Source organism: Pararhodobacter sp. SW119 (assembly GCF_017811755.1).
GTDB lineage: Bacteria > Pseudomonadota > Alphaproteobacteria > Rhodobacterales > Rhodobacteraceae > Pararhodobacter.
In genome coordinates, this window is record NZ_JADDJF010000013.1 from 38,762 (window position 1) to 58,922 (window position 20,161).

A 20,161-nucleotide genomic window follows, 5' to 3' on the forward strand; every position below is an offset into this window, starting at 1 on the left:
TCGCGGCGACCCCGCTGCGCCTGCCGGCACGATTGTCTTGACGGGCCGGGAATATCAGAACAAGTTGACACCACGGGCGACAAGCGGAAGTTTGCCGAATGACCGGCGATGCGTCGTGACTCGACCGATATGCAAGGGGCTCAGCAGGGCCCGTATGACTGTCTGTCATGGCAGTTCCACAGGATGAGGTTAGGGATGAAAAAATCCGTATTTCTCGGTACGCTGGCGGTAAGTGCGCTGGCGGCCGGTATTGCGTCCGCGCAGACGCTTGAAGAAGTGACGTCGCGCGGTGAACTGAACTGCGGTGTCTCCACCGGCGTCAACGGCTTCTCGGCCCCCGACGCGAACGGTGTCTGGCAGGGGTTCGACGTGGCGGTCTGCCGCGCGATCGCCGCGGCGGTGCTGGACGATTCGATGGCGGTGAACTTCGTGCCCACGACCGGGCAGACCCGCTTCACCGCGCTCGCCTCGGGCGAGGTCGACGTGCTGTCGCGCAACACCACCTGGACGTTCTCGCGCGATGTCGACCTGCGCTTCACCTTCACCGGCATCAACTACTACGATGGCCAGGGCTTCATGGTGAACCGCAACCTCGGCGTCTCGTCCTCGACCGAACTTGATGGCGCGACCGTCTGCATCCAGACCGGCACCACGACCGAGCTGAACCTGGCAGACTATTTCCGCGTCAACGGCATGAACTACGAGCCGGTGCCGATCGAGACCAACGCCGAGGCCCAGCAGCAGTATCTGGCCGGCGCCTGCGACGTCTACACGACCGACGTGTCGGGCCTGGCCGCGACGCGCGCCAGCTTCGAGGCGCCGGGCGACCACGTCATCCTGCCCGAAGTCATCTCGAAGGAGCCGCTGGGCCCCGCCGTGCGCCACGGTGATGACCAGTGGGCCGACATCGTCCGCTGGGTGCTGAACGCGCTGATCGCGGCCGAGGAACTGGGCGTGACGTCGGCCAACCTGGCCGAACTGGCCGCCGGCACCAACAACCCCGAGATCAACCGCCTGCTCGGCAACGAAGGCAACCTGGGCGAGATGTTCGGGCTGGACGCCGAATGGGCGGTGCGGGCCATCGCCGTCGCCGGCAACTACGGCGAGATCTTCGCCGCCAATATCGGCGAGGCGACGCCGATCGGTCTCGCGCGCGGGCTGAACGCGCAGTGGACGCAGGGCGGGCTGATGTACTCGCCGCCCTTCCGCTGATATCCGACTTCGGGGCGCGCGCGGTGGCGACACCGCGCGCGCCCTACCTTCGAACATTCGCATAAGGCGCGGCCCCTGATCGCCCACAAGGCGGAAGGGACACGACAACCGACCGCGCCGGTGCAGGGAGAGCGTCGATGGCCGTCACGGAAAGCGGAGCCCCGCCCGAGTCGTTCCGCCTGAGCATGTTGCTCTACGACACGCGGTATCGCTCCTACACGATCCAGATCTTCGCGCTGATGATGCTGATGCTGGGCGCGGCCTGGCTGATCGACAACACCGTGCGCAACCTTGCCGCGCTGGGCAAGGATTTCTCCTTCGCCTTCCTCTGGAACGTCGCGGGCTACGACATCAGCCAGCGTCCGATAGAATACGACAGCACCATGACCCACGGCCGCGCCGCCGTGGTGGGCTTTCTCAACACGATGATCCTGGCGGTCATGGCCTGCGCGCTGGCGACCGTCGTCGGGGTGATCGCCGGCGTCCTGCGGTTGTCGAACAACTGGATGGTCGCGCGCCTGATGACCGTCTATGTCGAGGTGTTTCGCAATATCCCGACGCTTCTTTGGATCCTCGTCTTCGGCGCGATCATGACCGAGGCGATGCCGGCGCCCAACGCCTTTCGCGGCGACGATCCGGCCGCCAGCATGGTCTTCTTCGACAGCGTCGCCATCACCAACCGCGGCGTCTACGTGCCGCTGCCCGAATTCACCCGCAGCCTTGGCGCCCTCGACCTCGGCGGCGTTCGGCCCAGCCTCGACGCGATCGCCTTCGTGATCGTGGTGGCGCTCAGCATCTGGGCCAACAAGCTTGTCATCGCGCATGCCACCCGCGTGCAGAACGCGACCGGCGTACGCCCCAAGACCTGGTGGAAGAGCCTGCTCATCCTGCTGGGACCGGCGATCCTGCTGCTCTGGGCGCTCGGCTTCCATCTGACCTATCCCGAGCTCAGGGGCTTCAACTTCCAGGGCGGGATCCACATGCGCAACTCGCTCATCGCGATGTGGCTGGGCCTGGGCATCTATACCGGCGCCTTCATCGCCGAGAACGTGCGCTCGGGCATCCTCGCGATTTCCCGGGGCCAGACCGAGGCCGCCTTCGCGCTGGGAATGCAGCCCGGCAAGACCATGCGCCTGGTGATCCTGCCGCAGGCGATGCGCGTCGTCATCCCGCCGCTGATCTCGCAGTACCTCAACATCACCAAGAACACCTCGCTGGGTCTGGCGGTGGGCTACATGGACCTGCGCTCGACGCTGGGCGGCATCACCATCAACCAGACCGGGCGCGAGCTGGAGGGGATGATGCTGATGATGCTCATCTACCTGCTGATCAGCTTGACGATCTCGGGGGCGATGAACGTCTACAACAGCCGCATGAAGCTGAAGGAGCGCTGAGATGAGCGATCTCCACGCCCACACCGTCGCCTATGTGCGCGAGTCGATGATCCCCGAACAGGTGGCGCCGGTGACCGAACGCGGCGCCGTGAAGTGGATGCGCGAAAACCTGTTCAACGGCTGGCTCAGCACAATCCTGACGGTGCTGTCGCTCCTCGTGGTCTTCTGGATCGTGGCCGATCTCGGCCCCTGGCTGATGCGGTCGGTCTGGGACGCGGGGTCGCTGTCGGAATGTCGCCGCATCTGGGCCGAGGCCGGCCAGCCCGCCGGCGCCTGCTGGGGGGTCATCAACGACCGCCTGCACCAGCTTCTCTTCGGCTTCTACCCGCCGCATCTCTACTGGCGGCCGGTGCTGGCGCTGGTGTTGATGATTCCGGCGCTGGGGCCCATTCTCTATCCTTGGGTGCCGCGCAAGCTGATCTGGTTCTCCGCCGTCTATCCTTTCCTGGCCTACTTCCTGCTCTGGGGCGGATCGATCTGGCTGCCGGTGACGGCCGCGATGGGGTTCGTGGCCGGCGGCGCGGCGCTGGTGCTTCTGCGCCCGCTGGGCACCCTGCCGGCAACGATCGCGGCTTTCGTGGTTCCGGTCATCTGGTGGATCGTCGCTGCCGGCCCGTTCGCCGCGGTGATGACCCAGATCCTGCCCATCGGGATCGAGTTCGTCCGCTCGGACCGCTTCGGCGGGTTCCTGATCTCGCTGGTGATCGGCGTTTCCGGCATCTCGCTGTCGCTGCCGCTGGGCATCCTGCTGGCGCTGGGCCGGCAGTCGGACATGGTGCTGATCAAGTCGGTCTGCGTGATCTTCATCGAGTTCATCCGCGGCGTGCCGCTGATCACGCTGCTGTTCACGGCCTCGCTTCTGCTCAACTACTTCCTGCCGCCGGGGACCAGCTTCGACCTGATCCTGCGTGTGATCATCATGGTCACGCTCTTCGCCGCGGCCTACATGGCCGAGGTGATCCGCGGCGGGCTGGCCGCCCTGCCGCGCGGACAGTACGAGGCCGCCGACGCACTGGGGCTGGATTACTGGAAGGCGCAACGCCTGATCATCATGCCGCAGGCGCTGAAAATCGCGATCCCCGGCATCGTCAACACCTTCATCGGGCTGTTCAAGGACACGACGCTGGTGGTCTTCATCGGCCTCCTGGACCCGATCGGCCTGAGCAACGCGATCCGCGCCAGTTCCGACTGGCAGGGGATCTACTGGGAACTCTTCATCTTCATCGGCGCGGTCTTCTTCGTCTTCTGCTTCGGCATGTCGCGCTATTCCATGTATCTCGAGCGCCGCTTGCGCACCGACCACCGCTGAGGAGGCCGAAAGTGACCGATACCGCTGCCGAGATCGGCATCGACCGCAAGATCGACACCCGCCACATGAAGGTGAGTGACGAGGTCGCGATCCAGATCACCCGCATGAACAAGTGGTTCGGATCGTTCCACGTGTTGCGCGACATCGACATGACCGTCCATCAGGGCGAACGGATCGTGGTCTGCGGGCCCTCGGGGTCGGGCAAGTCGACGCTGATCCGCTGCATCAACCGGCTGGAGGAACACCAGTCGGGCCAGATCATCGTCGACGGGACGGAACTGACCTCGGACCTCAAGAACATCGACAAGGTGCGCTCGGAAGTCGGCATGGTCTTCCAGCACTTCAACCTGTTTCCCCACCTGACGATCCTGGAGAACTGCACGCTGGCGCCGATCTGGGTGCGCAAGATCCCCAAGCAGGAGGCCGAGGAAATCGCCATGCATTTCCTCGAGAAGGTGAAGATCCCCGAACAGGCGCTCAAGTTTCCCGGGCAGCTGTCGGGCGGTCAGCAGCAGCGCGTGGCGATCGCGCGCTCGCTCTGCATGAAGCCCCGGATCATGCTTTTCGACGAGCCGACGTCGGCCCTCGACCCCGAGATGATCAAGGAGGTGCTGGACACGATGATCCAGCTGGCCGAGGAAGGCATGACGATGATCTGCGTTACCCACGAGATGGGCTTTGCGCAGGCGGTGGCCAACCGGGTGATCTTCATGGATCAGGGCCAGATCGTCGAGCAGAACGAGCCGCGCGAGTTCTTCCACAACCCGAAATCCGAGCGCACGCAGCTGTTCCTCAGCCAGATCCTGGGTCACTGAGCCGCCGCGCGGCTGGCGCTTGCCAACGCTTCGGGCAACTGCCGGAACGGCCCCCCAGTCGATGCCGGGGCAGGCCGAAAACCGGGTTGAAATCCGGTTAATTTTTTCGCGCTTGTGCTGCGATATCAACGACTTGCTTGATTGTCCAAATTTGGACGCTCGCCCCGGAAGGGGTCCCCGGGGCGGAATCGGCGCCCGCCAGCGCCGGGGTCAGACGGGAAAACCGCCGTCGCTGTCGTCGCCCGATTCCTCCAGCAGCCGGTCGAAATCGGGGATGGTCACGCGGCGCTTGCCCTGAACCTCGATCACGCCGTCGCGCTTCAAGGCCGAGATCTGGCGGCTGACGGTTTCCAGCGTCAGGCCCAGGTATTCCGACATCGCCTCGCGTGTCAGCGGCAGTTCGATCTCGACCGCGCTGCCCTTGCGCGGCATCGCCAGCGAGGCGTGGCGGCGGGCGATGATCGCGATCAGGCTCGCGATCTTCTCGCGCGCGGTCTTGCGGCCCAGCAGCAGCATCCATTCCCGCGCCGCGTCCAGCTCGTCCAGCGTCATCTCCAGCAGCCGCTGCCCGATATGCGGCGTCGCCAGCATCATCGCCTCGAACGGCTTCTTGCGAAAGCAGCACATCACCAGGTCGGTGGTCGCGGTCACGTCATAGGCCGCGGTCTCGCGTCCCGGCCGGCCGACGAAATCCGACGGCAGCAGCAGCCCGACGATCTGGCGGCGCCCGTCCTCCATCGTCTGGGTCAGCGTCGCGATTCCGGTCACCACCGACGCCACGAAATCCATCCGGTCGCCCGACCAGATCACGGTCTGGCCGGCCTCGAAGCTGCGGTAGTACTTCATCCCTTCGAGCTGCGACAACTCGTCGGACTCGCACCGCGCGCAAACGGCGCGGTGGCGGATCGGACAATCGTCGCAATCCGGCGAGGTGATCTTCGGCTCTAAGGCGGTCGTGTTCTGCATCGATTTGACTTGCGTCAATGTCCCCGAAGGCATTCTCGTAGACGGTATGCTAATGGAAAGCACGACGCAACTCGCCCGGCTGGGTCTTTTCGATGCGCGCGTCCCCCGGTACACCAGCTACCCGACGGCGCCGCAGTTCCGGAACGACGTGAGCGCGGAGACATTTCGCGACTGGCTGGGGGCGATCCCGCCCGGCAGCCGCATCTCGCTCTACCTGCATGTGCCGTTCTGTCGCAGGCTCTGCTGGTTTTGCGCCTGCCGGACGCAGGGCACCAGCACCGACGCGCCGGTCCTGTCCTATGTCGAGACGCTGAAGGCCGAGTTGCGCCTGCTGCGCGCCGCGCTGCCCGAGGGCGTGACGGCCGCGCGGCTGCACTGGGGCGGCGGCACGCCGACGCTGCTGCCGGCGCCGGTGATGCGCGATCTGGCCGCCGCGATCTTCGACGTCGTGCCGCTGGCCGAGGGGGCCGAATTCTCGGTCGAGATCGACCCGAACGAGATCGACGCGCCGCGCCTCGACGCGCTGGCCGAGGTCGGGATGAACCGCGCCTCGATCGGCGTGCAGGACTTCGACGCCGAGATCCAGGCGACGATCGGCCGCAACCAGAGCTTCGAGGTCACCCGCGACGCGGTCGAGGCGATTCGCGCCCGCGGCATCGGCAGCCTGAACGCCGACATCCTCTATGGCCTGCCGCACCAGAACCGGGCGCGGATCGGCGATTCGGTCCAGAAACTGCTGTCGCTCTCGCCCGACCGGGTGGCGCTTTACGGCTATGCGCATGTGCCGTGGATGGCGCGGCGCCAGCAACTGATCCCGTCCGAGGCGCTGCCGATCGCGGAAGAACGGCTGGACCTGTTTGAGACCGCGCGCCGGCTATTCCTCTGGGACGGCTATGACGAGATCGGTATCGACCATTTCGCCCGGCCCGACGACGGACTGGCCGTGGCCGCGCGCGAAGGCCGGCTGCGGCGCAATTTCCAGGGGTATACCGACGACGTCGCGCCGGTGCTGGTCGGGCTGGGCGCCTCCTCGATCTCGCGGTTTCCGCAGGGCTATGCGCAGATGAACGCCGCCACCTCGGGCTGGGCGAAGGCGGTACAGGCGGGGCAGTTCGCCACCGCGCGCGGCCATGCTTTCCGGGGCGAGGACCTGTTGCGCGCGCGGATCATCGAGGCGCTGATGTGCGACTTCCGCGTCCGCAGCGGCGAGTTGATGCGCGACTTCGGCCTCACGGCGGCCGCGTTCGACGCGCTGATCGGCCCGGTGGTGGCGCGCTTCGATCCCTTCCTGGTGCTGGACGCCGAGGGGGTGTTCATCCCGCCGGAGGGCCGGCCGCTGACACGGGTGATCGCCGCGGCCTTCGACGCCTACGCGCCGGCCCAGCATTCCGCCGCGATCTGAACGCAGGCCGGGTGCGTCAGACCGGGATCAGCGCCCAGTAGTCGAGGTCCAGCAGCACCTCGGGCAGGTGCTTGCCGTCGGCCCCCAGCCGCGCGCCGGGCGCGCCCTTGGTGGCGACCAGGCGAAGGCGCAGCGCGCCGACGCCGGGGGCGGGGGTCTCAGCGCGATCCAGCACCTCGGACCAGGCGCGGACGGTGTCGCCGGCAAAGCACGGATTGGCATGCGCGCCGCCGTTGAGCGCCACGATCATCTGCGCATTCGCCAGCCCGTTGAACGACAGCGCGCGCGCCAGGCTGATGACATGCCCGCCATAGATCAGCCGCCGGCCGTCCTCGCGCGTGGTGGCGTCGAAATGAACCTTGGCGGTGTTCTGCCAGAGGCGGGTGGCCAGCATGTGCTCGGCCTCCTCGACGGTCACGCCGTCGACATGGTCGATCACCTCGCCCACCGCGTAGTCGCCCCAGCGGTGCGGCTCTCCGGCCAGGGTGAAATCGTAGCCGGTGAAATCCAGCCCCCGGGGGATGGCCAGGTCGGCCGGATCGACCGCGGGCGCGAGGTCCGGGATGACGGGCTCCGGGGCCGGCGCGGCGGCATCGTGCTTGCGCACCATCACCCAGCGCACGTAGTCGAGGACCGTGCCGCCGTGCTGGTTCTGCCCGGTGGTCCGCACCCAGACCACGCCCGAGCGCCCGTTCGAATTTTCCTTCAGCCCGATGACTTCGGACCGCGCAATCAGCGTGTCGCCCGGCCAGACCGGCGCCAGCCAGCGGCCCTGCGCATAGCCCAGGTTGGCGATGGCGTTCAGGCTGATGTCCGGCACGCTTTTGCCGAAGACGACGTGAAAGGCGATCAGGTCGTCGACCGGGCTTTGCGGCAGGCCGCAGGCGCGGGCGAATTCGTCCGACGAATGCAGTGCCCCGCGCGCCGGGTAGAGCGCGTGGTACAGCGCCCGTTCCCCGCCCGAGATCGTGCGCGGGACGGCATGCGGGATCACCTGGCCCAGGCGGTAATCCTCGAAAAAGCGGCCGGGGTTGGTCTTGCTCATTGCTCGCCCAGCTTCATGTCGGGGCTGTAGTCTGTATCGACCTCCTTGGTCACCGCCTGGGCGCAATGCAGCTTTCCGCTGCCGGCGTCGAAGGCATAGGCCGGAGAGCCGTGAAGCTCCCACCCCTTCGAGAGGGCGAGCGAGACCTTGTGGCAGAATTCGGACGTGTCGGGGCCGGTCAGCAGGCGATAGAGTTTCATCGCGTCACCCGAACGGCCAGGCGCCGAGCCAGCCGTGAATCCAGCCGACGACGCCGGTGGCGACAACCGCGATCACGACCGCGCCGACCTCCTTTGCCGGGGTCGACGGGCCGGGGCGCGTCCAGTCGCGCTGCGCGCGGTTGATCAGGATCACCGACACCACCGCCCAGGCCAGCAACCCGCCGAAAAGGATGATGCCTTCCAGCGTCGGCACCACCAGCAGGTGCGCCACCGCCCAGGCCTTGAAGCCCGAAAGCTGCGGATGCCGGATGCGCCGCGTGATCGCCGTCTGCAGCCCCGACGCGGCGAAGAGGTAGAAGCCCAGGAACACCAGCAGGTTGTTGACGTGCCGCAGGAAGGCGGGCGGCGACCAGAGCCAGTCGCCGTCGGCCCAGCGGTAGCCGAAGATCATCAGCAGGATCGACACGACCAGCGCGATCGCCACCAGCCCCTTGCCGGACTCGCCCAGCACCGCGCGGCGTTCCGGCGCGATGCGCTTGAAGAGATGCGCCAGCGACCAGAGCGCGACGCCCAGGATCAGGATCGGATAGCCCATGTCAGTTCCCCTCCCCGAGGGTTTCGATTGCCGCCGCGCGCGCCAGCAGGCGCTCGGCCGTGGCGACATGCAGGTTCTCGACGATCCGGCCGTCGACCACCGCCACCCCCTGGCCCTGCGCCGTCGCCTCCCGATAGGCCGCGATCTGCCGGCGGGCGAGCGCGATCTCCTCCGCCTCCGGGGCGAAGACCGCGTTGGCGATGTCGATCTGCGCGGGATGGATCAGGGTCTTGCCGTCGAAACCCAGGTCGCGCCCCTGTTCGCATTCGGCGCGCAAGCCCGCGTCGTCCTTGAAGGCGTTGTAGACCCCGTCGACCGCCACGATCCCTTCGGCGCGGGCGGCCATCAGGCAGGTCTGCAGCGCCATCTGCAGCGCCGCCCGGCCCGGGCCGGGGCGGCACCCCAGGTCCTTGGCCAGATCGTTGGTGCCCAGGACGAACCCCGCCAGGCGCGGCGCGGCGGCGATGGCCGCGGCGTTCAGCACGCCCTTCGGGGTTTCCATCATCGCCCAGATGCGGGTCTCGGCGGTTTCGGTGCGCGCGTCCAGGCGGCGCGCCAGCGCCTCGATATCCGCGGGTCCGTCGACCTTGGGCAGCAGGATCGCCTCGGGCCGCGCCGCGGCGATCACGTCCAGGTCGTCCGTGCCCCAGTCGGTCGACAGCGCGTTGATCCGCACCAGTTTCGCGCGCCGGCCATAGTCCGCCTCGGCCAGGGTGCGGGCGAGCAGGTCGCGCGCGTTCGCCTTCTCGTCCGGGGCGACCGCATCCTCCAGATCGAAGATGATCGCATCGGCGGCGAGTCCCCGCGCCTTCTCCAGCGCGCGCTCCTTCGAGCCGGGGATATAGAGAACCGAGCGGAACGGTCGTTCGTCCATGATTCGCTGCCTCGCAACAAAGTTGCGCGCAAACCACCATGATCCGCAATGGACCGCAAGTCGTTTCTGCAGTGCAGAGAACGCGCCCTCAGGCCAGCCGACCCCAGAGGTCGTATTCGCCCGCCTCCTCGACCTCGACGGTGACGATGTCGCCGGGCGACAATCCGTCGAAGCCCTCGTCGATGAAGAGGTTGCCGTCGATCTCGGGCGCGTCGGCCTGCGTGCGGCAGGTCGCGCCCTCGGCGTCGACGGCGTCCACGATCACCGGCATCCGCCGGCCGACCTTCGCCGCCAGCTTCGCCGCGGAAATCGCCTGCGCGCGTTCCATGAACCGGTCCCAGCGGTCCTGCTTCACTTCGTCCGGCACATGGTCGGGCAGGGCGTTCGACCGGGCGCCGGCGACGTTCTCGTACTTGAAGCACCCCACGCGGTCCAATTGCGCTTCGTCCAGCCAGTCGAGCAGCGTCTGGAACTCCTCCTCCGTCTCGCCGGGATAGCCGACGATGAAGGTCGAGCGCAGGGTGATCTCGGGGCAGACGGCGCGCCAGCGGGCGATCTCGTCCAGCGTCTTCGCGCCGGCGGCGGGCCGGGCCATGCGCTTCAACACCTCCGGATGGGCGTGCTGGAACGGAATGTCGAGGTAGGGCAGCACCAACCTTTCGGCCATCAGCGGGATCAGGTCGCGCACATGCGGATAGGGATAGACGTAATGCAGCCGAACCCAGGCACCCAGGCTGCCCAGATCGCGCGCGAGGTCGGTGATATGCGCGCGGTGGCCGCGATCCTCGGCGTGCCGGATATCCACCCCGTAGGCCGAGGTGTCCTGGCTGATCACCAGCAACTCCTTCACCCCGGCCGCGACCAGCTTCTCGGCCTCGCGCAGCACCGCATGCGCGGGGCGGCTGACCAGTTTGCCGCGCATGTCGGGGATGATGCAGAAGCGGCACTTGTGATTGCAGCCTTCCGAGATCTTCAGGTAGCTGTAATGCCGCGGCGTCAGCTTCACGCCCGTCGCCGGCAGCAGGTCCACGAACGGGTCGGGCGCGGGCGGCACCGCGACATGCACGGCGTCGAGCACGCGCTCGTACTGGTGCGGCCCGGTCACCGCCAGCACCTTGGGATGCGCGCCGGTGATGTACTCGGGCTCGGCCCCCAGGCAGCCGGTGACGATGACGCGGCCGTTTTCCTGCAGCGCCTCGCCGATCGCCTCCAGGCTCTCGGCCTTGGCGCTGTCCAGAAACCCGCAGGTGTTGACGATCACGGCGTCGGCGCCGGCATAGTCGGGGCTGATCGCGTAGCCCTCGGCGCGCAGGCGGGTCAGGATGCGCTCGCTGTCGACCAGCGCCTTGGGGCAGCCCAGGCTGACCATCCCGATGGTCGGCTGGCCCTGGCGGGCGGCCGGCGCCGGCGCGCGCAGGCGCGCGGGCGGGGCCAGGTCGGGGCGGGTGCCCGAATTCAGAAGCGGCGGCGATTGGGTCATGGCGGGCATATAAAGCCGCGCGCGCGGCGGGGGAAGGGGCAGCACAACGAAGCGGCAAGGCTTTGGCGCTATCTTGAACGCCCTGCGCCACCGGTTATTTACACTGTGAAGCAACTTCCTGGGGCCGCCATGATCCGCTACGCCTTACGCTGCGACCAAGGCCATGATTTCGAAAGCTGGTTCGCCTCGGCCGCGGCCTATGACGGGCTCAAGGCGCAGGGGCATGTGGCCTGCGCGGTCTGCGGCAGCGGATCGGTGGAAAAGGCGCTGATGGCACCCGCCGTGTCGCCGGCGGCGACCCCGCCCACCCCAAGGGCGGCGGCGAAACCCCCGGCACTGCCCGCCCCACCCGATGCGGCGCTGGCGGCAAAGATCGCGGCGCTGCGCAAGCATATCGAGGCCAGTTCGGACTATGTCGGGCTGAACTTTGCCGCGCAGGCGCGCGCGATGCATCTGGGCGACGCACCCGAGCGTCCGATCCACGGCGAGGCGAAGATCGACGAGGCCCGCGCCCTGATCGACGAGGGCGTGCCGGTCGCCCCCCTGCCGTTCCTGCCGCGCAACCGGACGAACTGACCGCGAACGCGGCCGGGAAAGGCCCCTTGTCGCGCAGAAACCGAAAGCTTCGTTGTGGTTAACGGCGGCGGTTTCTTATTTTCAATCAGGGGCTTGCGAGAGCGTGCAAATTTGCACGCCCGCCCCCGGCGCGGTTCTCGCGCCCTACCAGGGCTTGGGAACCCAGGAATAGTTTGCGGCGACGATGGCGTTGACGCTTTTCTTGTAGTTCGTCTCCGCGGTCGTCTGCGCCGCGCCCTTCGACATTCCCGCGCTGAATTCGTCCATCGCGAAAAGCGAGAAGCACCAGGCCAGAACCACGGCCTCGCCCTTGTCCAGCTTCTCCTTGATCAGCTCGCGCAGCCGGCCGGTCGTGCGCGCGTCATTCTTCTCGTAAAGGTCCAGCATTTCCACATTGAAGCCGGACTTCTTCAGCCCGTCGACGATCTTCGCATCCTCCTTCTTGTGCTCGATGTCGTAGACCCGCTTTTTCAGGAAGGTCCCGTCGTCCTTCAGCGGATTGCCCGTCGCCTCGCCATGCCGGCCGGTGAACACCCAGACCTTCTTGCCCGACGACAGGTCCTTCGCCAGCGGGCCGTACGAGTTCTCGCCGGTGATGCAGATCGACATGTAGAGGTTTCCGACCTTGACCCAGGGCACGTCACCGTCGTTGATCGTATCCTTTGAAAAAAGCGTGTTTCCGTGGTGCTCGGCGCTGCTTGCGTCGTTGTAGGGGATGATCACGGGCCAATCCTCCAGCCGGCGCACCCGCGTCGGGGTGCAGGGAACCACAGCCTGCCGCGACCGCGCGACTCGATCAAGTCTGTTTTGTCCGGCATTTGCGCCTTCGGTTAACCAACATCGCGCCGCCAGGAAGCCGCCCGCGCGCCCGCTCCACGGCGAAGCGAAGATCGGAAAGGCCCGCGCCCCGATCGGGAAAGGCGCCCCGCCGTTCCCGCGGCGCATCCACACGAACAGACCTCGAAGGCGGCCACGGGCGACCCCATCACGCGCTGAAACCAAAAGTTTCGTTGCGGTTAACGCGCGCGAAAATCTATTAGAAAACAGATGCCTGGCGAAGTGCTCAAATTTGAGCACCCCACGGAAACCACGTCTTCGCGCGCCACAGCCACGGCGTCCCCGATACCGCCGCCGACCCGCCGCGCCGCGTTTCGCGCTCTTGCGTGACCGCCGCCACGCCAGTAAGAGGGCGCGCATCGGGCAGGACCGGACGGTCGGGGGCAAGATGCCGCTACTGGTGATGAAATTCGGCGGCACCTCGGTCGCCGATCTGGACCGGATCGCGAACGCGGCCGGCAAGGTCGCGCGCGAAGTGGAGCGCGGCTACGACGTGATCGTCATCGTCTCCGCCATGGCCGGCAAGACCAACGAGCTGGTCCGCTGGGTCGAGTCGACCTCGCCCTTCTTCGATGCCCGCGAATACGACGCCGTGGTGGCCAGCGGCGAGAACGTCACCGCCGGGCTGATGGCGCTGCGCCTGCAGGAACTGGGCGTGCCGGCGCGCAGCTGGCAGGGCTGGCAGGTGCCGATCCTGACCACCAGCGCGCACAGCGCCGCGCGCTTCGTCGACATCCCCCGCGACAACATCGACGCCAAATTCGCCGAAGGCATGCGCGTCGCGGTGGTCGCCGGCTTCCAGGGCCTCAGCCCGGAAAACCGGATTACCACGCTAGGTCGCGGCGGGTCGGACACCACCGCCGTCGCCTTCGCCGCCGCCTTCGGGGCCGAACGCTGCGACATCTACACCGACGTCGACGGCATCTACACGACCGATCCGCGCATCACCTCGAAGGCGCGCAAGCTGACCCGGATCAGCTTCGAGGAGATGCTGGAGCTTGCCAGCCTGGGCGCCAAGGTCCTGCAGACCCGCTCGGTCGAGCTGGCGATGCGCTACAAGGTGCGGCTGCGGGTGCTGTCGTCCTTCGACGACACGGATGAAACGTCGGGAACGCTCGTCTGCGACGAGGAGGAAATCATGGAATCAAAAGTCGTCTCGGGCGTCGCCCATTCGCGGGATGAGGCGAAGATCACGCTCTTCACCATCGAGGACCGCCCCGGCATCGCCGCCTCGATCTTCGGCGCGCTGGCCGAGGCCGGGGTGAACGTCGACATGATCGTGCAGAACATCTCGGAAAAGGACTACGACGACGAACACCCGGGCGCGGTCACCGACATGACCTTTTCCTGCCCGGTCGACCAGGTGCCGCGCGCCCGCAAGGCGCTGGAGGCGGCGCTGGAGCGCAACCTGATCAAGTATGACGAACTGATCATCGACACCGAGGTCGCCAAGGTCTCGATCGTCGGCATCGGCATGCGCAGCCAGGCCGGCGTCGCCGCGCGCATGTTCGAGGCACTCGCCGCCGAAGGCATCAACATCAAGGTCATTGCAACCTCCGAGATAAAGATCTCGGTCATGATCGACCGGAAATACATGGAACTCGCCGTGCAGACGCTGCATGATGCCTTCGAGCTGGAGAAGGCGGGCTGAGCCTGCTGTCCCCCGCCTTTCTGGGGAGCATCGATGCCCGAACGTCTTGAAACGCAAAGCCGCCGCCTGCTGCGCCGCCTGCGCGACACCCTGGCCGAACCCGGCGAGGGGCAGGAGCGGCTGGACCGGATCGTCAAGCTGATCGCGGCCTCGATGCAGACCGATGTCTGCTCGATCTACCTGTTTCGCGACGCCGAGACGCTGGAGCTTTGCGCCACGCGCGGGTTGAAGCGCGGCGCGGTGCACAAGACCCGGCTGAAGCTGGGCGAGGGGCTGGTCGGCCGGGTCGCGCGCAGCGGCAAGCCGCTCAACGCCGCCGACGCGCCGGCGCAACGCGGGTTTCGCTACATGCCCGAAACCGGCGAGGAGCGGTTCTCCTCGTTCCTCGGCGTGCCGATCCAGCGGCTGGGCGAACAGCTGGGCGTGCTGGTCGTGCAGTCGAAGAACGCGCGCAGCTATTCCGACGACGAGATCTACGCGCTGGAAGTCGTCGCCATGGTGCTGGCCGAGATGACCGAGCTGGGCGCGTTCGCCGGCGCGGATTCGGCGCTGACGCCCCTGCACAAGAACCCCGTCACCTTCCGCGGAAATTCCGGGCAGGAGGGCACCGCCGAGGGCCAGGTCTGGCTGCACGAGCCGCGCGTGGTGATCACCAACCTGGTCAACGACGACCCCGAGGCCGAGGTGGAACGCCTGCGCCAGGGGGTGAGCCAGCTGCGCGTTTCCGTGGACGAGTTGATGCGCGCCGCGACCACCGCCGACAAGGAATACCGCGAGGTGCTCGAGGCGTATCGCATGTTCGCCCATTCGCGCGGCTGGATGAAGCGGATGGAGCATTCCATCGAAAGCGGCCTTTCCGCCGAAGCCGCGGTCGAGAAGGAACAGTCCGAGGCCCGCGCGCGCCTGCAACTGGTGCCCGATCCCTACCTGCGCGACCGGCTGCACGATCTCGACGACCTCGCCAACCGGCTGCTGCGCATCCTGACCGGCCAGGGCCGCGAGACCGGGGCCGAGATGCCGGACCGCGCCATCCTCGTCGCCCGCAGCATCGGCCCGGCCGAGCTCCTGGACTACGGCCGGCGGTTGCGCGGCGTCGTGCTGGAGGAAGGCTCGATCGGCAGTCATGCCGCGATCGTGGCGCGCGCGCTGGCGATCCCGCTGGTCGTGCAGGCTGAACGCATCACCACCGAGGCGCTGAACGGCGACTCGATCATCGTCGACGGCACCGCCGGCATCGTCCACCTGCGCCCCGATGAAAGCGTCGCGGTGGCGTTCCGCGACAAGATCGCGATGGAAACCCAGGCGCTGGCCCGCTTTGCCGAGCTGCGCGAGATGCCGGCGCAGGCCCGCTGCGGCACGCGCGTCGCGCTGCACATGAACGCCGGCATCATGGCCGACCTGCCCTCGCTGCAGGGCTCCGGCGCCGAGGGGGTGGGCCTGTTCCGGACCGAACTGCAGTTCCTGTTGCGCAATAACATGCCGCGCCGGTCCGAACTCGTCGCGCTCTACACCCGCGTGAGCGAGGCTGCCGGCGGCAAGCGCGTTGCCTTCCGCACGCTCGATATCGGGTCGGACAAGGTCATGCCCTACATGCGCCGCCCGATCGAGCCGAACCCGGCGATGGGCTGGCGCGCCGTGCGCATCGGGCTGGACCGCACCGGCGTCATGCGCATGCAGCTGCAGGCGCTGATCCGCGCCGCCCGCGGCGGGCCCCTTGCCGTCATGTTTCCGCTTGTTTCGGAAATGGGCGAATTCATTGCCGCCCGCGACATCCTGATGCGCGAGATCGAGCGCGAGCGCCATCTGGGCCACCCCTTGCCGTCGAAGCTGGAAATCGGCGCCATGCTCGAAACCCCCAGCCTTGCCTTCGCGCCCGACAATTTCTTCCGCGCGGTAGATTTCATCTCGATCGGCGGCAACGACCTCAAGCAGTTCTTCTTTGCCGCCGACCGCGAGAATGAACTCGTGCGCCGGCGCTACGACACGCTGGCGCTCAGTTTCCTCACCCTCGTGCAGAACATCGTCGACCGCTGTGCCGAAGCCGGCACGCCGCTGTCGTTTTGCGGCGAGGATGCCGGCCGCCCGGTCGATGCCCTGGCGCTTGCCGGGCTTGGCCTGCGCACGCTGTCCATGCGCCCCGCTTCGGTCGGCCCGGTGAAGGACCTGATCCGCCGCGCCGACCTGGCCGAGGTGGCCGGCATCATCGCCACCGCCCGCCGCCAGGGGGTCGAGAACCTGCGCCCGCGGCTTCTGTCCTATGTCGACGGTCTGCCACGGGCCTGAGCCTTGCGGGACGCCCCGCGGAAGCTTATCTTCCAAGGGCGCGGTTCACCTGAGTCGGTGAATGCGCGCAACTCATCAAAGTCATTCCCTGACGCGGATCAGGCGACCGTGATTTTCCTGAGGATCGGTCCGTCCGGCATGTCGCCGGACCGGTTATTCAACCTTCGAGGTCGTGATGGGAAAAGGCAACAACAAGCGCGGGAACAAGGAAGCGAAGAAGCCGAAGCAGGAGAAGCCGAAGGTTCTCGCCACGGCCAACTCGGGCGCCGTGAAACCGATGTCGCTGGGCGAGAAGAAGAAATAGGCCGGCACGCGCGTCGCCCCGGCGCGCGCGCTCGTTCTCGGCGGTGGCCGGACCCGGACCTGCCGGGCCCGGCCACCCACCCCCGCTGGGATTTCGGGGCTACCGCGGTCGCGATTTTTCGTCACCGCGGTTGAAAACGCATCGCGCTTACGCCGTCGCCGCAGCGCTGGTTGTGGCTCTATGCCGACCGGACCGCCACCCGCCAGATCCTGCCCCTCCCGTAGGCGTCGGCGCGGGCAGCGTGTCGCATCCCGCCTCCGAACCGCCGCATCCTTCCATTTTCCCTCTTGTCCTGCGCCTCGCTGCGCCGTATGCGCGTCAGTGGGACACCCTTCCCCAACGAAGGGCGAATATCTGGAAGGATACCATGACCGACCCCAAGACCCCGGCCGCGCGGCCGGCAAACCCGCGCTTCTCCTCCGGCCCCTGCGCCAAGATCCCCACATTCTCGCTGGACCTGCTCGCGGACGCGCCGCTTGGGCGCTCGCACCGGGCTGCTGTCGGCAAGGCCAAGCTTGCCCGCGCGATCGAGTTGACGCGCGACGTGCTGTGCGTGCCCGCCGACTACCGGATCGGCATTGTTCCCGCCTCGGACACCGGCGCGGTCGAGATGGCGATGTGGTCGCTGCTGGGCGAACGCGCGGTGGAAATGCTCGCCTGGGAAAGCTTCGGCGAGGGGTGGGTGACCGACGCCGTCAAGCAGCTGAAACTCGACGCCATCGTGCGCAAGGCCCCCTACGGGCAGATCGTCGACCTGGCCGAGGTCGATTTCGACCGCGACGTGGTCTTCACCTGGAACGGTACCACCTCGGGCGTGCGCGTGCCGAGCGGCGAGGCGATCCCGGCGGACCGCGCCGGCCTGACCATCTGCGACGCGACCAGCGCCGCGTTTGCGATGGACCTGCCGTGGGAGAAGCTCGATGTCGTGACCTTCTCCTGGCAGAAGGTGCTGGGCGGCGAGGCGGCGCATGGTATGCTGATCCTCAGCCCCCGCGCCGTCGAACGGCTGGAAAGCTACACGCCCCCCTGGCCGATGCCCAAGATCTTTCGCCTGACCAAGGGCGGCAAGCTGATCGAGGGCATCTTCAAGGGCGAGACGATCAACACCCCCTCGATGCTCGCGGTCGAGGATTACCTCGCCGCGCTCGACTGGGCGCAATCCATCGGCGGGCTGCCGGCGCTGATCGCGCGGGCGGATGCCAATGCGCAGGTCGTCCACGACTTCACCGCCGCCAACGACTGGATCGCCAACCTGGCCGATGACCCGGCGACGGCGTCCACGACCAGCGTCTGCCTCCGGTTCACCGACCCCCGGATCACGGACGGCGCGGCCTTCGCCAAGGCGGTCGGCAAGCGGCTGGAGGGCGAGGGCGCGGCCTTCGATATCGGCGCCTACCGCGACGCGCCGCCGGGCCTGCGCATCTGGTGCGGCTCGACCGTCGAGACGGCCGATGTGAAGGCCCTGATGCCCTGGATCGACTGGGCCTACCGGGCCGAGATCGCCGCGCAGTTGGCCACCGCCTGAGTTCCGCATCCGTTACCGGTCCCTGACCGCACCGTTCGGAACTGCCATACGTTTGCCATACGCTTGCCAGCCGTCTGCCATACGCTTGCCAGCACCCTGCCATCCCGAAAATGGAGCCCCGCATGGCCCGTCCCCGCGTCCTCGTTTCCGACAAGCTTTCCGAAACCGCCGTCCAGATCTTCCGCAACCGCGGGGTCGAGGTCGACTACCTCCCCGACCTCGGCAAGGACAAGGAGAAACTGGCCGAGGTGATCGGCAATTACGACGGCCTCGCCATTCGCTCCGCGACCAAGGTGACCGAAAAATTGCTGAACAATGCCAGCAACTTGAAGGTCATTGGCCGCGCTGGCATCGGCGTCGACAACGTCGAGATTCCGGCTGCCAGCAAGCGCGGCGTGATCGTCATGAACACGCCCTTCGGCAACTCCGTCACCACCGCCGAACACGCCATCGCCCTGATGTTCGCCGTCGCCCGCCAACTGCCCGAGGCCAGCGCCTCCACCCATGCCGGCAAGTGGGAAAAGAACCGCTTCATGGGCACGGAATTGTTCAATAAAACCCTCGGCGTAATCGGCGCCGGCAACATCGGCAGCATCGTCTGCGACCGCGCCCTGGGCCTGCACATGAAGGTCATCGCCTACGACCCCTTCCTGGGCGAGGAGCGCGCCAAGGCCATGGGCGTGCAGAAGGTCGAACTCGACGAACTGCTCGCCCGCGCGGACTTCATCACCCTGCACGTACCGCTGACCGACAAGACCCGTAACATACTGAATGCAGACAATATTGCGAAGACCAAGAAGGGTGTGCGCATCATCAACTGCGCCCGCGGCGGCCTCGTCGACGAGGCCGCGCTGGCCGCGGCGATCAAGTCCGGCCATGTCGCCGGCGCCGGTTTCGACGTGTTCGAAGTGGAACCCGCCACCGACAGCCCGCTCTTCAACCTGCCGGGCGTCGTCGTCACCCCACATCTGGGGGCCTCGACCACCGAGGCACAAGAGAATGTAGCGATCCAGGTGGCCGAGCAGATGTCCGACTACCTGCTCACCGGTGCCGTTCAGAACGCCCTCAACATGCCCTCGGTCACCGCCGAAGAGGCCGCGGTCATGGGCCCCTGGATCAAGCTCGCCGGTCATCTGGGCGATTTCGCGGGCCAACTGACCGACGAACCCATCCGCGCCATCAACGTCCTTTACGACGGTTTGGCCGCCACGATGAACTTGCGCGCGCTCGACTGCGCGGTGATCGCCGGCGTCATGAAGGCCGCCAACCCCGACGTGAACCTGGTGTCGGCGCCCGTCGTCGCCAAGGAACGCGGCGTGCAACTGTCGACCACCACCCAGGAAAAGTCAGGCGTTTTCGACGGTTACATCAAGCTGACGGTCGTCACCGACAAGCGAGAACGTTCGGTCGCGGGCACCGTCTTCAGCGACGGCAAGCCGCGCTTCATCCAGATCAAGGGCATCACCATCGACGCCGAGGTCGGCGCGCACATGCTCTACACCACCAACGAGGACGTGCCGGGCATCATCGGTCTGCTGGGCATGACCATGGGCAAGAATGGCGTCAACATCGCCAACTTCACCCTCGGCCGTTCCGCGCAGGGGCAGGACGCGATCGCGCTTCTCTACCTCGACCAGGCGATCGATCCCAAGGTGGTGGAGACGCTGAAGGGGACCGGCATGTTCAAGCAGGTTCGCCCCATGCAGTTCGACGTCAGCTGAGCGGGCAGGGC

General features: G+C 67.1%; 18 protein-coding genes. 10 read left to right on the forward strand and 8 right to left on the reverse strand.

The window, feature by feature from the left end:
* Nucleotides 1-195: 195 nt before the first annotated feature.
* From IM708_RS09885 to IM708_RS09900, 4 genes are all read left to right on the forward strand, one after another.
* Nucleotides 196-1,212, forward strand: a complete 1,017-nt coding sequence (locus IM708_RS09885) for an amino acid ABC transporter substrate-binding protein (protein WP_209426357.1) — start codon at nucleotides 196-198, stop codon at nucleotides 1,210-1,212.
* A gap of 137 nt (nucleotides 1,213-1,349) precedes the next feature.
* Complete coding sequence (locus tag IM708_RS09890) at nucleotides 1,350-2,606, forward strand: ABC transporter permease subunit (protein WP_245243103.1); 1,257 nt, start codon at nucleotides 1,350-1,352, stop codon at nucleotides 2,604-2,606.
* A 1-nt stretch (nucleotide 2,607) separates the two neighbouring features.
* A complete protein-coding gene (locus IM708_RS09895) occupies nucleotides 2,608-3,915 on the forward strand; it encodes an amino acid ABC transporter permease (RefSeq protein WP_209426358.1) in 1,308 nt (435 codons plus the stop codon).
* A 65-nt stretch (nucleotides 3,916-3,980) separates the two neighbouring features.
* On the forward strand, nucleotides 3,981-4,730 hold the full coding sequence (locus tag IM708_RS09900) for an amino acid ABC transporter ATP-binding protein (protein WP_209426413.1): 750 nt from the start codon (nucleotides 3,981-3,983) through the stop codon (nucleotides 4,728-4,730).
* Between the two features lie 210 nt (nucleotides 4,731-4,940).
* On the opposite strand, the gene IM708_RS09905 is transcribed toward IM708_RS09900, so the two are convergent.
* Nucleotides 4,941-5,696, reverse strand: coding sequence for a transcriptional regulator FnrL (locus IM708_RS09905; RefSeq protein WP_209426359.1), 756 nt, complete (start codon nucleotides 5,694-5,696; stop codon nucleotides 4,941-4,943).
* A gap of 52 nt (nucleotides 5,697-5,748) precedes the next feature.
* Between IM708_RS09905 and hemN the strand changes: the two genes are divergently transcribed.
* Nucleotides 5,749-7,098 (forward strand): oxygen-independent coproporphyrinogen III oxidase, encoded by a 1,350-nt coding sequence (hemN, locus tag IM708_RS09910; RefSeq protein ID WP_209426360.1) that lies wholly within the window; start codon nucleotides 5,749-5,751, stop codon nucleotides 7,096-7,098.
* A gap of 16 nt (nucleotides 7,099-7,114) precedes the next feature.
* Here the strand turns inward: hemN and IM708_RS09915 are convergent, their stop codons facing one another.
* The 5 genes from IM708_RS09915 to rimO form a co-directional block, all read right to left on the reverse strand.
* Nucleotides 7,115-8,143, reverse strand: coding sequence for a MaoC family dehydratase (locus IM708_RS09915; RefSeq protein ID WP_209426361.1), 1,029 nt, complete (start codon nucleotides 8,141-8,143; stop codon nucleotides 7,115-7,117).
* Nucleotides 8,140-8,343, reverse strand: coding sequence for a DUF1737 domain-containing protein (locus tag IM708_RS09920; protein ID WP_209426362.1), 204 nt, complete (start codon nucleotides 8,341-8,343; stop codon nucleotides 8,140-8,142). The genes IM708_RS09915 and IM708_RS09920 overlap by 4 nt, the downstream gene beginning before the upstream one ends.
* A 4-nt stretch (nucleotides 8,344-8,347) precedes the next feature.
* Entirely contained in the window at nucleotides 8,348-8,899 is a 552-nt protein-coding gene (locus IM708_RS09925) for an NnrU family protein (RefSeq protein ID WP_209426363.1), read from the reverse strand.
* 1 nt (nucleotide 8,900) lies between these two features.
* Entirely contained in the window at nucleotides 8,901-9,773 is an 873-nt protein-coding gene (locus IM708_RS09930) for a CoA ester lyase (protein ID WP_209426364.1), read from the reverse strand.
* Between the two features lie 88 nt (nucleotides 9,774-9,861).
* Entirely contained in the window at nucleotides 9,862-11,253 is a 1,392-nt protein-coding gene (rimO, locus tag IM708_RS09935; protein ID WP_209426365.1) for a 30S ribosomal protein S12 methylthiotransferase RimO, read from the reverse strand.
* A gap of 129 nt (nucleotides 11,254-11,382) precedes the next feature.
* On the opposite strand from rimO, the gene IM708_RS09940 reads away from it, so the two are divergent.
* On the forward strand, nucleotides 11,383-11,829 hold the full coding sequence (locus tag IM708_RS09940) for a DUF1178 family protein (protein WP_209426366.1): 447 nt from the start codon (nucleotides 11,383-11,385) through the stop codon (nucleotides 11,827-11,829).
* A gap of 144 nt (nucleotides 11,830-11,973) precedes the next feature.
* On the opposite strand, the gene IM708_RS09945 is transcribed toward IM708_RS09940, so the two are convergent.
* The gene (locus tag IM708_RS09945) at nucleotides 11,974-12,552 is read right to left on the reverse strand and encodes a hypothetical protein (protein ID WP_209426367.1); all 579 of its coding nucleotides are present in this window, start codon (nucleotides 12,550-12,552) and stop codon (nucleotides 11,974-11,976) included.
* A gap of 502 nt (nucleotides 12,553-13,054) precedes the next feature.
* On the opposite strand from IM708_RS09945, the gene IM708_RS09950 reads away from it, so the two are divergent.
* Together IM708_RS09950 and ptsP are read left to right on the forward strand one after the other, a co-directional pair.
* Complete coding sequence (locus IM708_RS09950; protein ID WP_209426368.1) at nucleotides 13,055-14,317, forward strand: aspartate kinase; 1,263 nt, start codon at nucleotides 13,055-13,057, stop codon at nucleotides 14,315-14,317.
* Between the two features lie 33 nt (nucleotides 14,318-14,350).
* Nucleotides 14,351-16,600, forward strand: coding sequence for a phosphoenolpyruvate--protein phosphotransferase (ptsP, locus tag IM708_RS09955; RefSeq protein ID WP_209426369.1), 2,250 nt, complete (start codon nucleotides 14,351-14,353; stop codon nucleotides 16,598-16,600).
* 153 nt (nucleotides 16,601-16,753) lie between these two features.
* On the opposite strand, the gene IM708_RS09960 is transcribed toward ptsP, so the two are convergent.
* The gene (locus tag IM708_RS09960; protein ID WP_209426370.1) at nucleotides 16,754-16,912 is read right to left on the reverse strand and encodes a hypothetical protein; all 159 of its coding nucleotides are present in this window, start codon (nucleotides 16,910-16,912) and stop codon (nucleotides 16,754-16,756) included.
* Nucleotides 16,913-17,271: 359 nt separating this feature from the next.
* Between IM708_RS09960 and IM708_RS09965 the strand changes: the two genes are divergently transcribed.
* Both IM708_RS09965 and serA read left to right on the forward strand, forming a co-directional pair.
* Nucleotides 17,272-18,429 (forward strand): phosphoserine transaminase, encoded by a 1,158-nt coding sequence (locus IM708_RS09965; protein ID WP_209426371.1) that lies wholly within the window; start codon nucleotides 17,272-17,274, stop codon nucleotides 18,427-18,429.
* Between the two features lie 122 nt (nucleotides 18,430-18,551).
* A complete protein-coding gene (gene serA, locus IM708_RS09970; protein ID WP_209426372.1) occupies nucleotides 18,552-20,150 on the forward strand; it encodes a phosphoglycerate dehydrogenase in 1,599 nt (532 codons plus the stop codon).
* Nucleotides 20,151-20,161: the final 11 nt, after the last annotated feature.

What these genes read in the sequence shown, in the direction of transcription:
- IM708_RS09885 (WP_209426357.1), top strand. Translation starts at nt 196, where the DNA reads ATGAAAAAATCCGTATTTCTCGGTACGCTGGCGGTAAGTGCGCTGGCG.
- IM708_RS09890 (WP_245243103.1), top strand. Translation starts at nt 1,350, where the DNA reads ATGGCCGTCACGGAAAGCGGAGCCCCGCCCGAGTCGTTCCGCCTGAGC.
- IM708_RS09895 (WP_209426358.1), top strand. Translation starts at nt 2,608, where the DNA reads ATGAGCGATCTCCACGCCCACACCGTCGCCTATGTGCGCGAGTCGATG.
- IM708_RS09900 (WP_209426413.1), top strand. Translation starts at nt 3,981, where the DNA reads ATGAAGGTGAGTGACGAGGTCGCGATCCAGATCACCCGCATGAACAAG.
- IM708_RS09905 (WP_209426359.1), bottom strand. Translation starts at nt 5,696, where the DNA reads ATGCAGAACACGACCGCCTTAGAGCCGAAGATCACCTCGCCGGATTGC.
- hemN (WP_209426360.1), top strand. Translation starts at nt 5,749, where the DNA reads ATGGAAAGCACGACGCAACTCGCCCGGCTGGGTCTTTTCGATGCGCGC.
- IM708_RS09915 (WP_209426361.1), bottom strand. Translation starts at nt 8,143, where the DNA reads ATGAGCAAGACCAACCCCGGCCGCTTTTTCGAGGATTACCGCCTGGGC.
- IM708_RS09920 (WP_209426362.1), bottom strand. Translation starts at nt 8,343, where the DNA reads ATGAAACTCTATCGCCTGCTGACCGGCCCCGACACGTCCGAATTCTGC.
- IM708_RS09925 (WP_209426363.1), bottom strand. Translation starts at nt 8,899, where the DNA reads ATGGGCTATCCGATCCTGATCCTGGGCGTCGCGCTCTGGTCGCTGGCG.
- IM708_RS09930 (WP_209426364.1), bottom strand. Translation starts at nt 9,773, where the DNA reads ATGGACGAACGACCGTTCCGCTCGGTTCTCTATATCCCCGGCTCGAAG.
- rimO (WP_209426365.1), bottom strand. Translation starts at nt 11,253, where the DNA reads ATGACCCAATCGCCGCCGCTTCTGAATTCGGGCACCCGCCCCGACCTG.
- IM708_RS09940 (WP_209426366.1), top strand. Translation starts at nt 11,383, where the DNA reads ATGATCCGCTACGCCTTACGCTGCGACCAAGGCCATGATTTCGAAAGC.
- IM708_RS09950 (WP_209426368.1), top strand. Translation starts at nt 13,055, where the DNA reads ATGCCGCTACTGGTGATGAAATTCGGCGGCACCTCGGTCGCCGATCTG.
- ptsP (WP_209426369.1), top strand. Translation starts at nt 14,351, where the DNA reads ATGCCCGAACGTCTTGAAACGCAAAGCCGCCGCCTGCTGCGCCGCCTG.
- IM708_RS09965 (WP_209426371.1), top strand. Translation starts at nt 17,272, where the DNA reads ATGACCGACCCCAAGACCCCGGCCGCGCGGCCGGCAAACCCGCGCTTC.
- serA (WP_209426372.1), top strand. Translation starts at nt 18,552, where the DNA reads ATGGCCCGTCCCCGCGTCCTCGTTTCCGACAAGCTTTCCGAAACCGCC.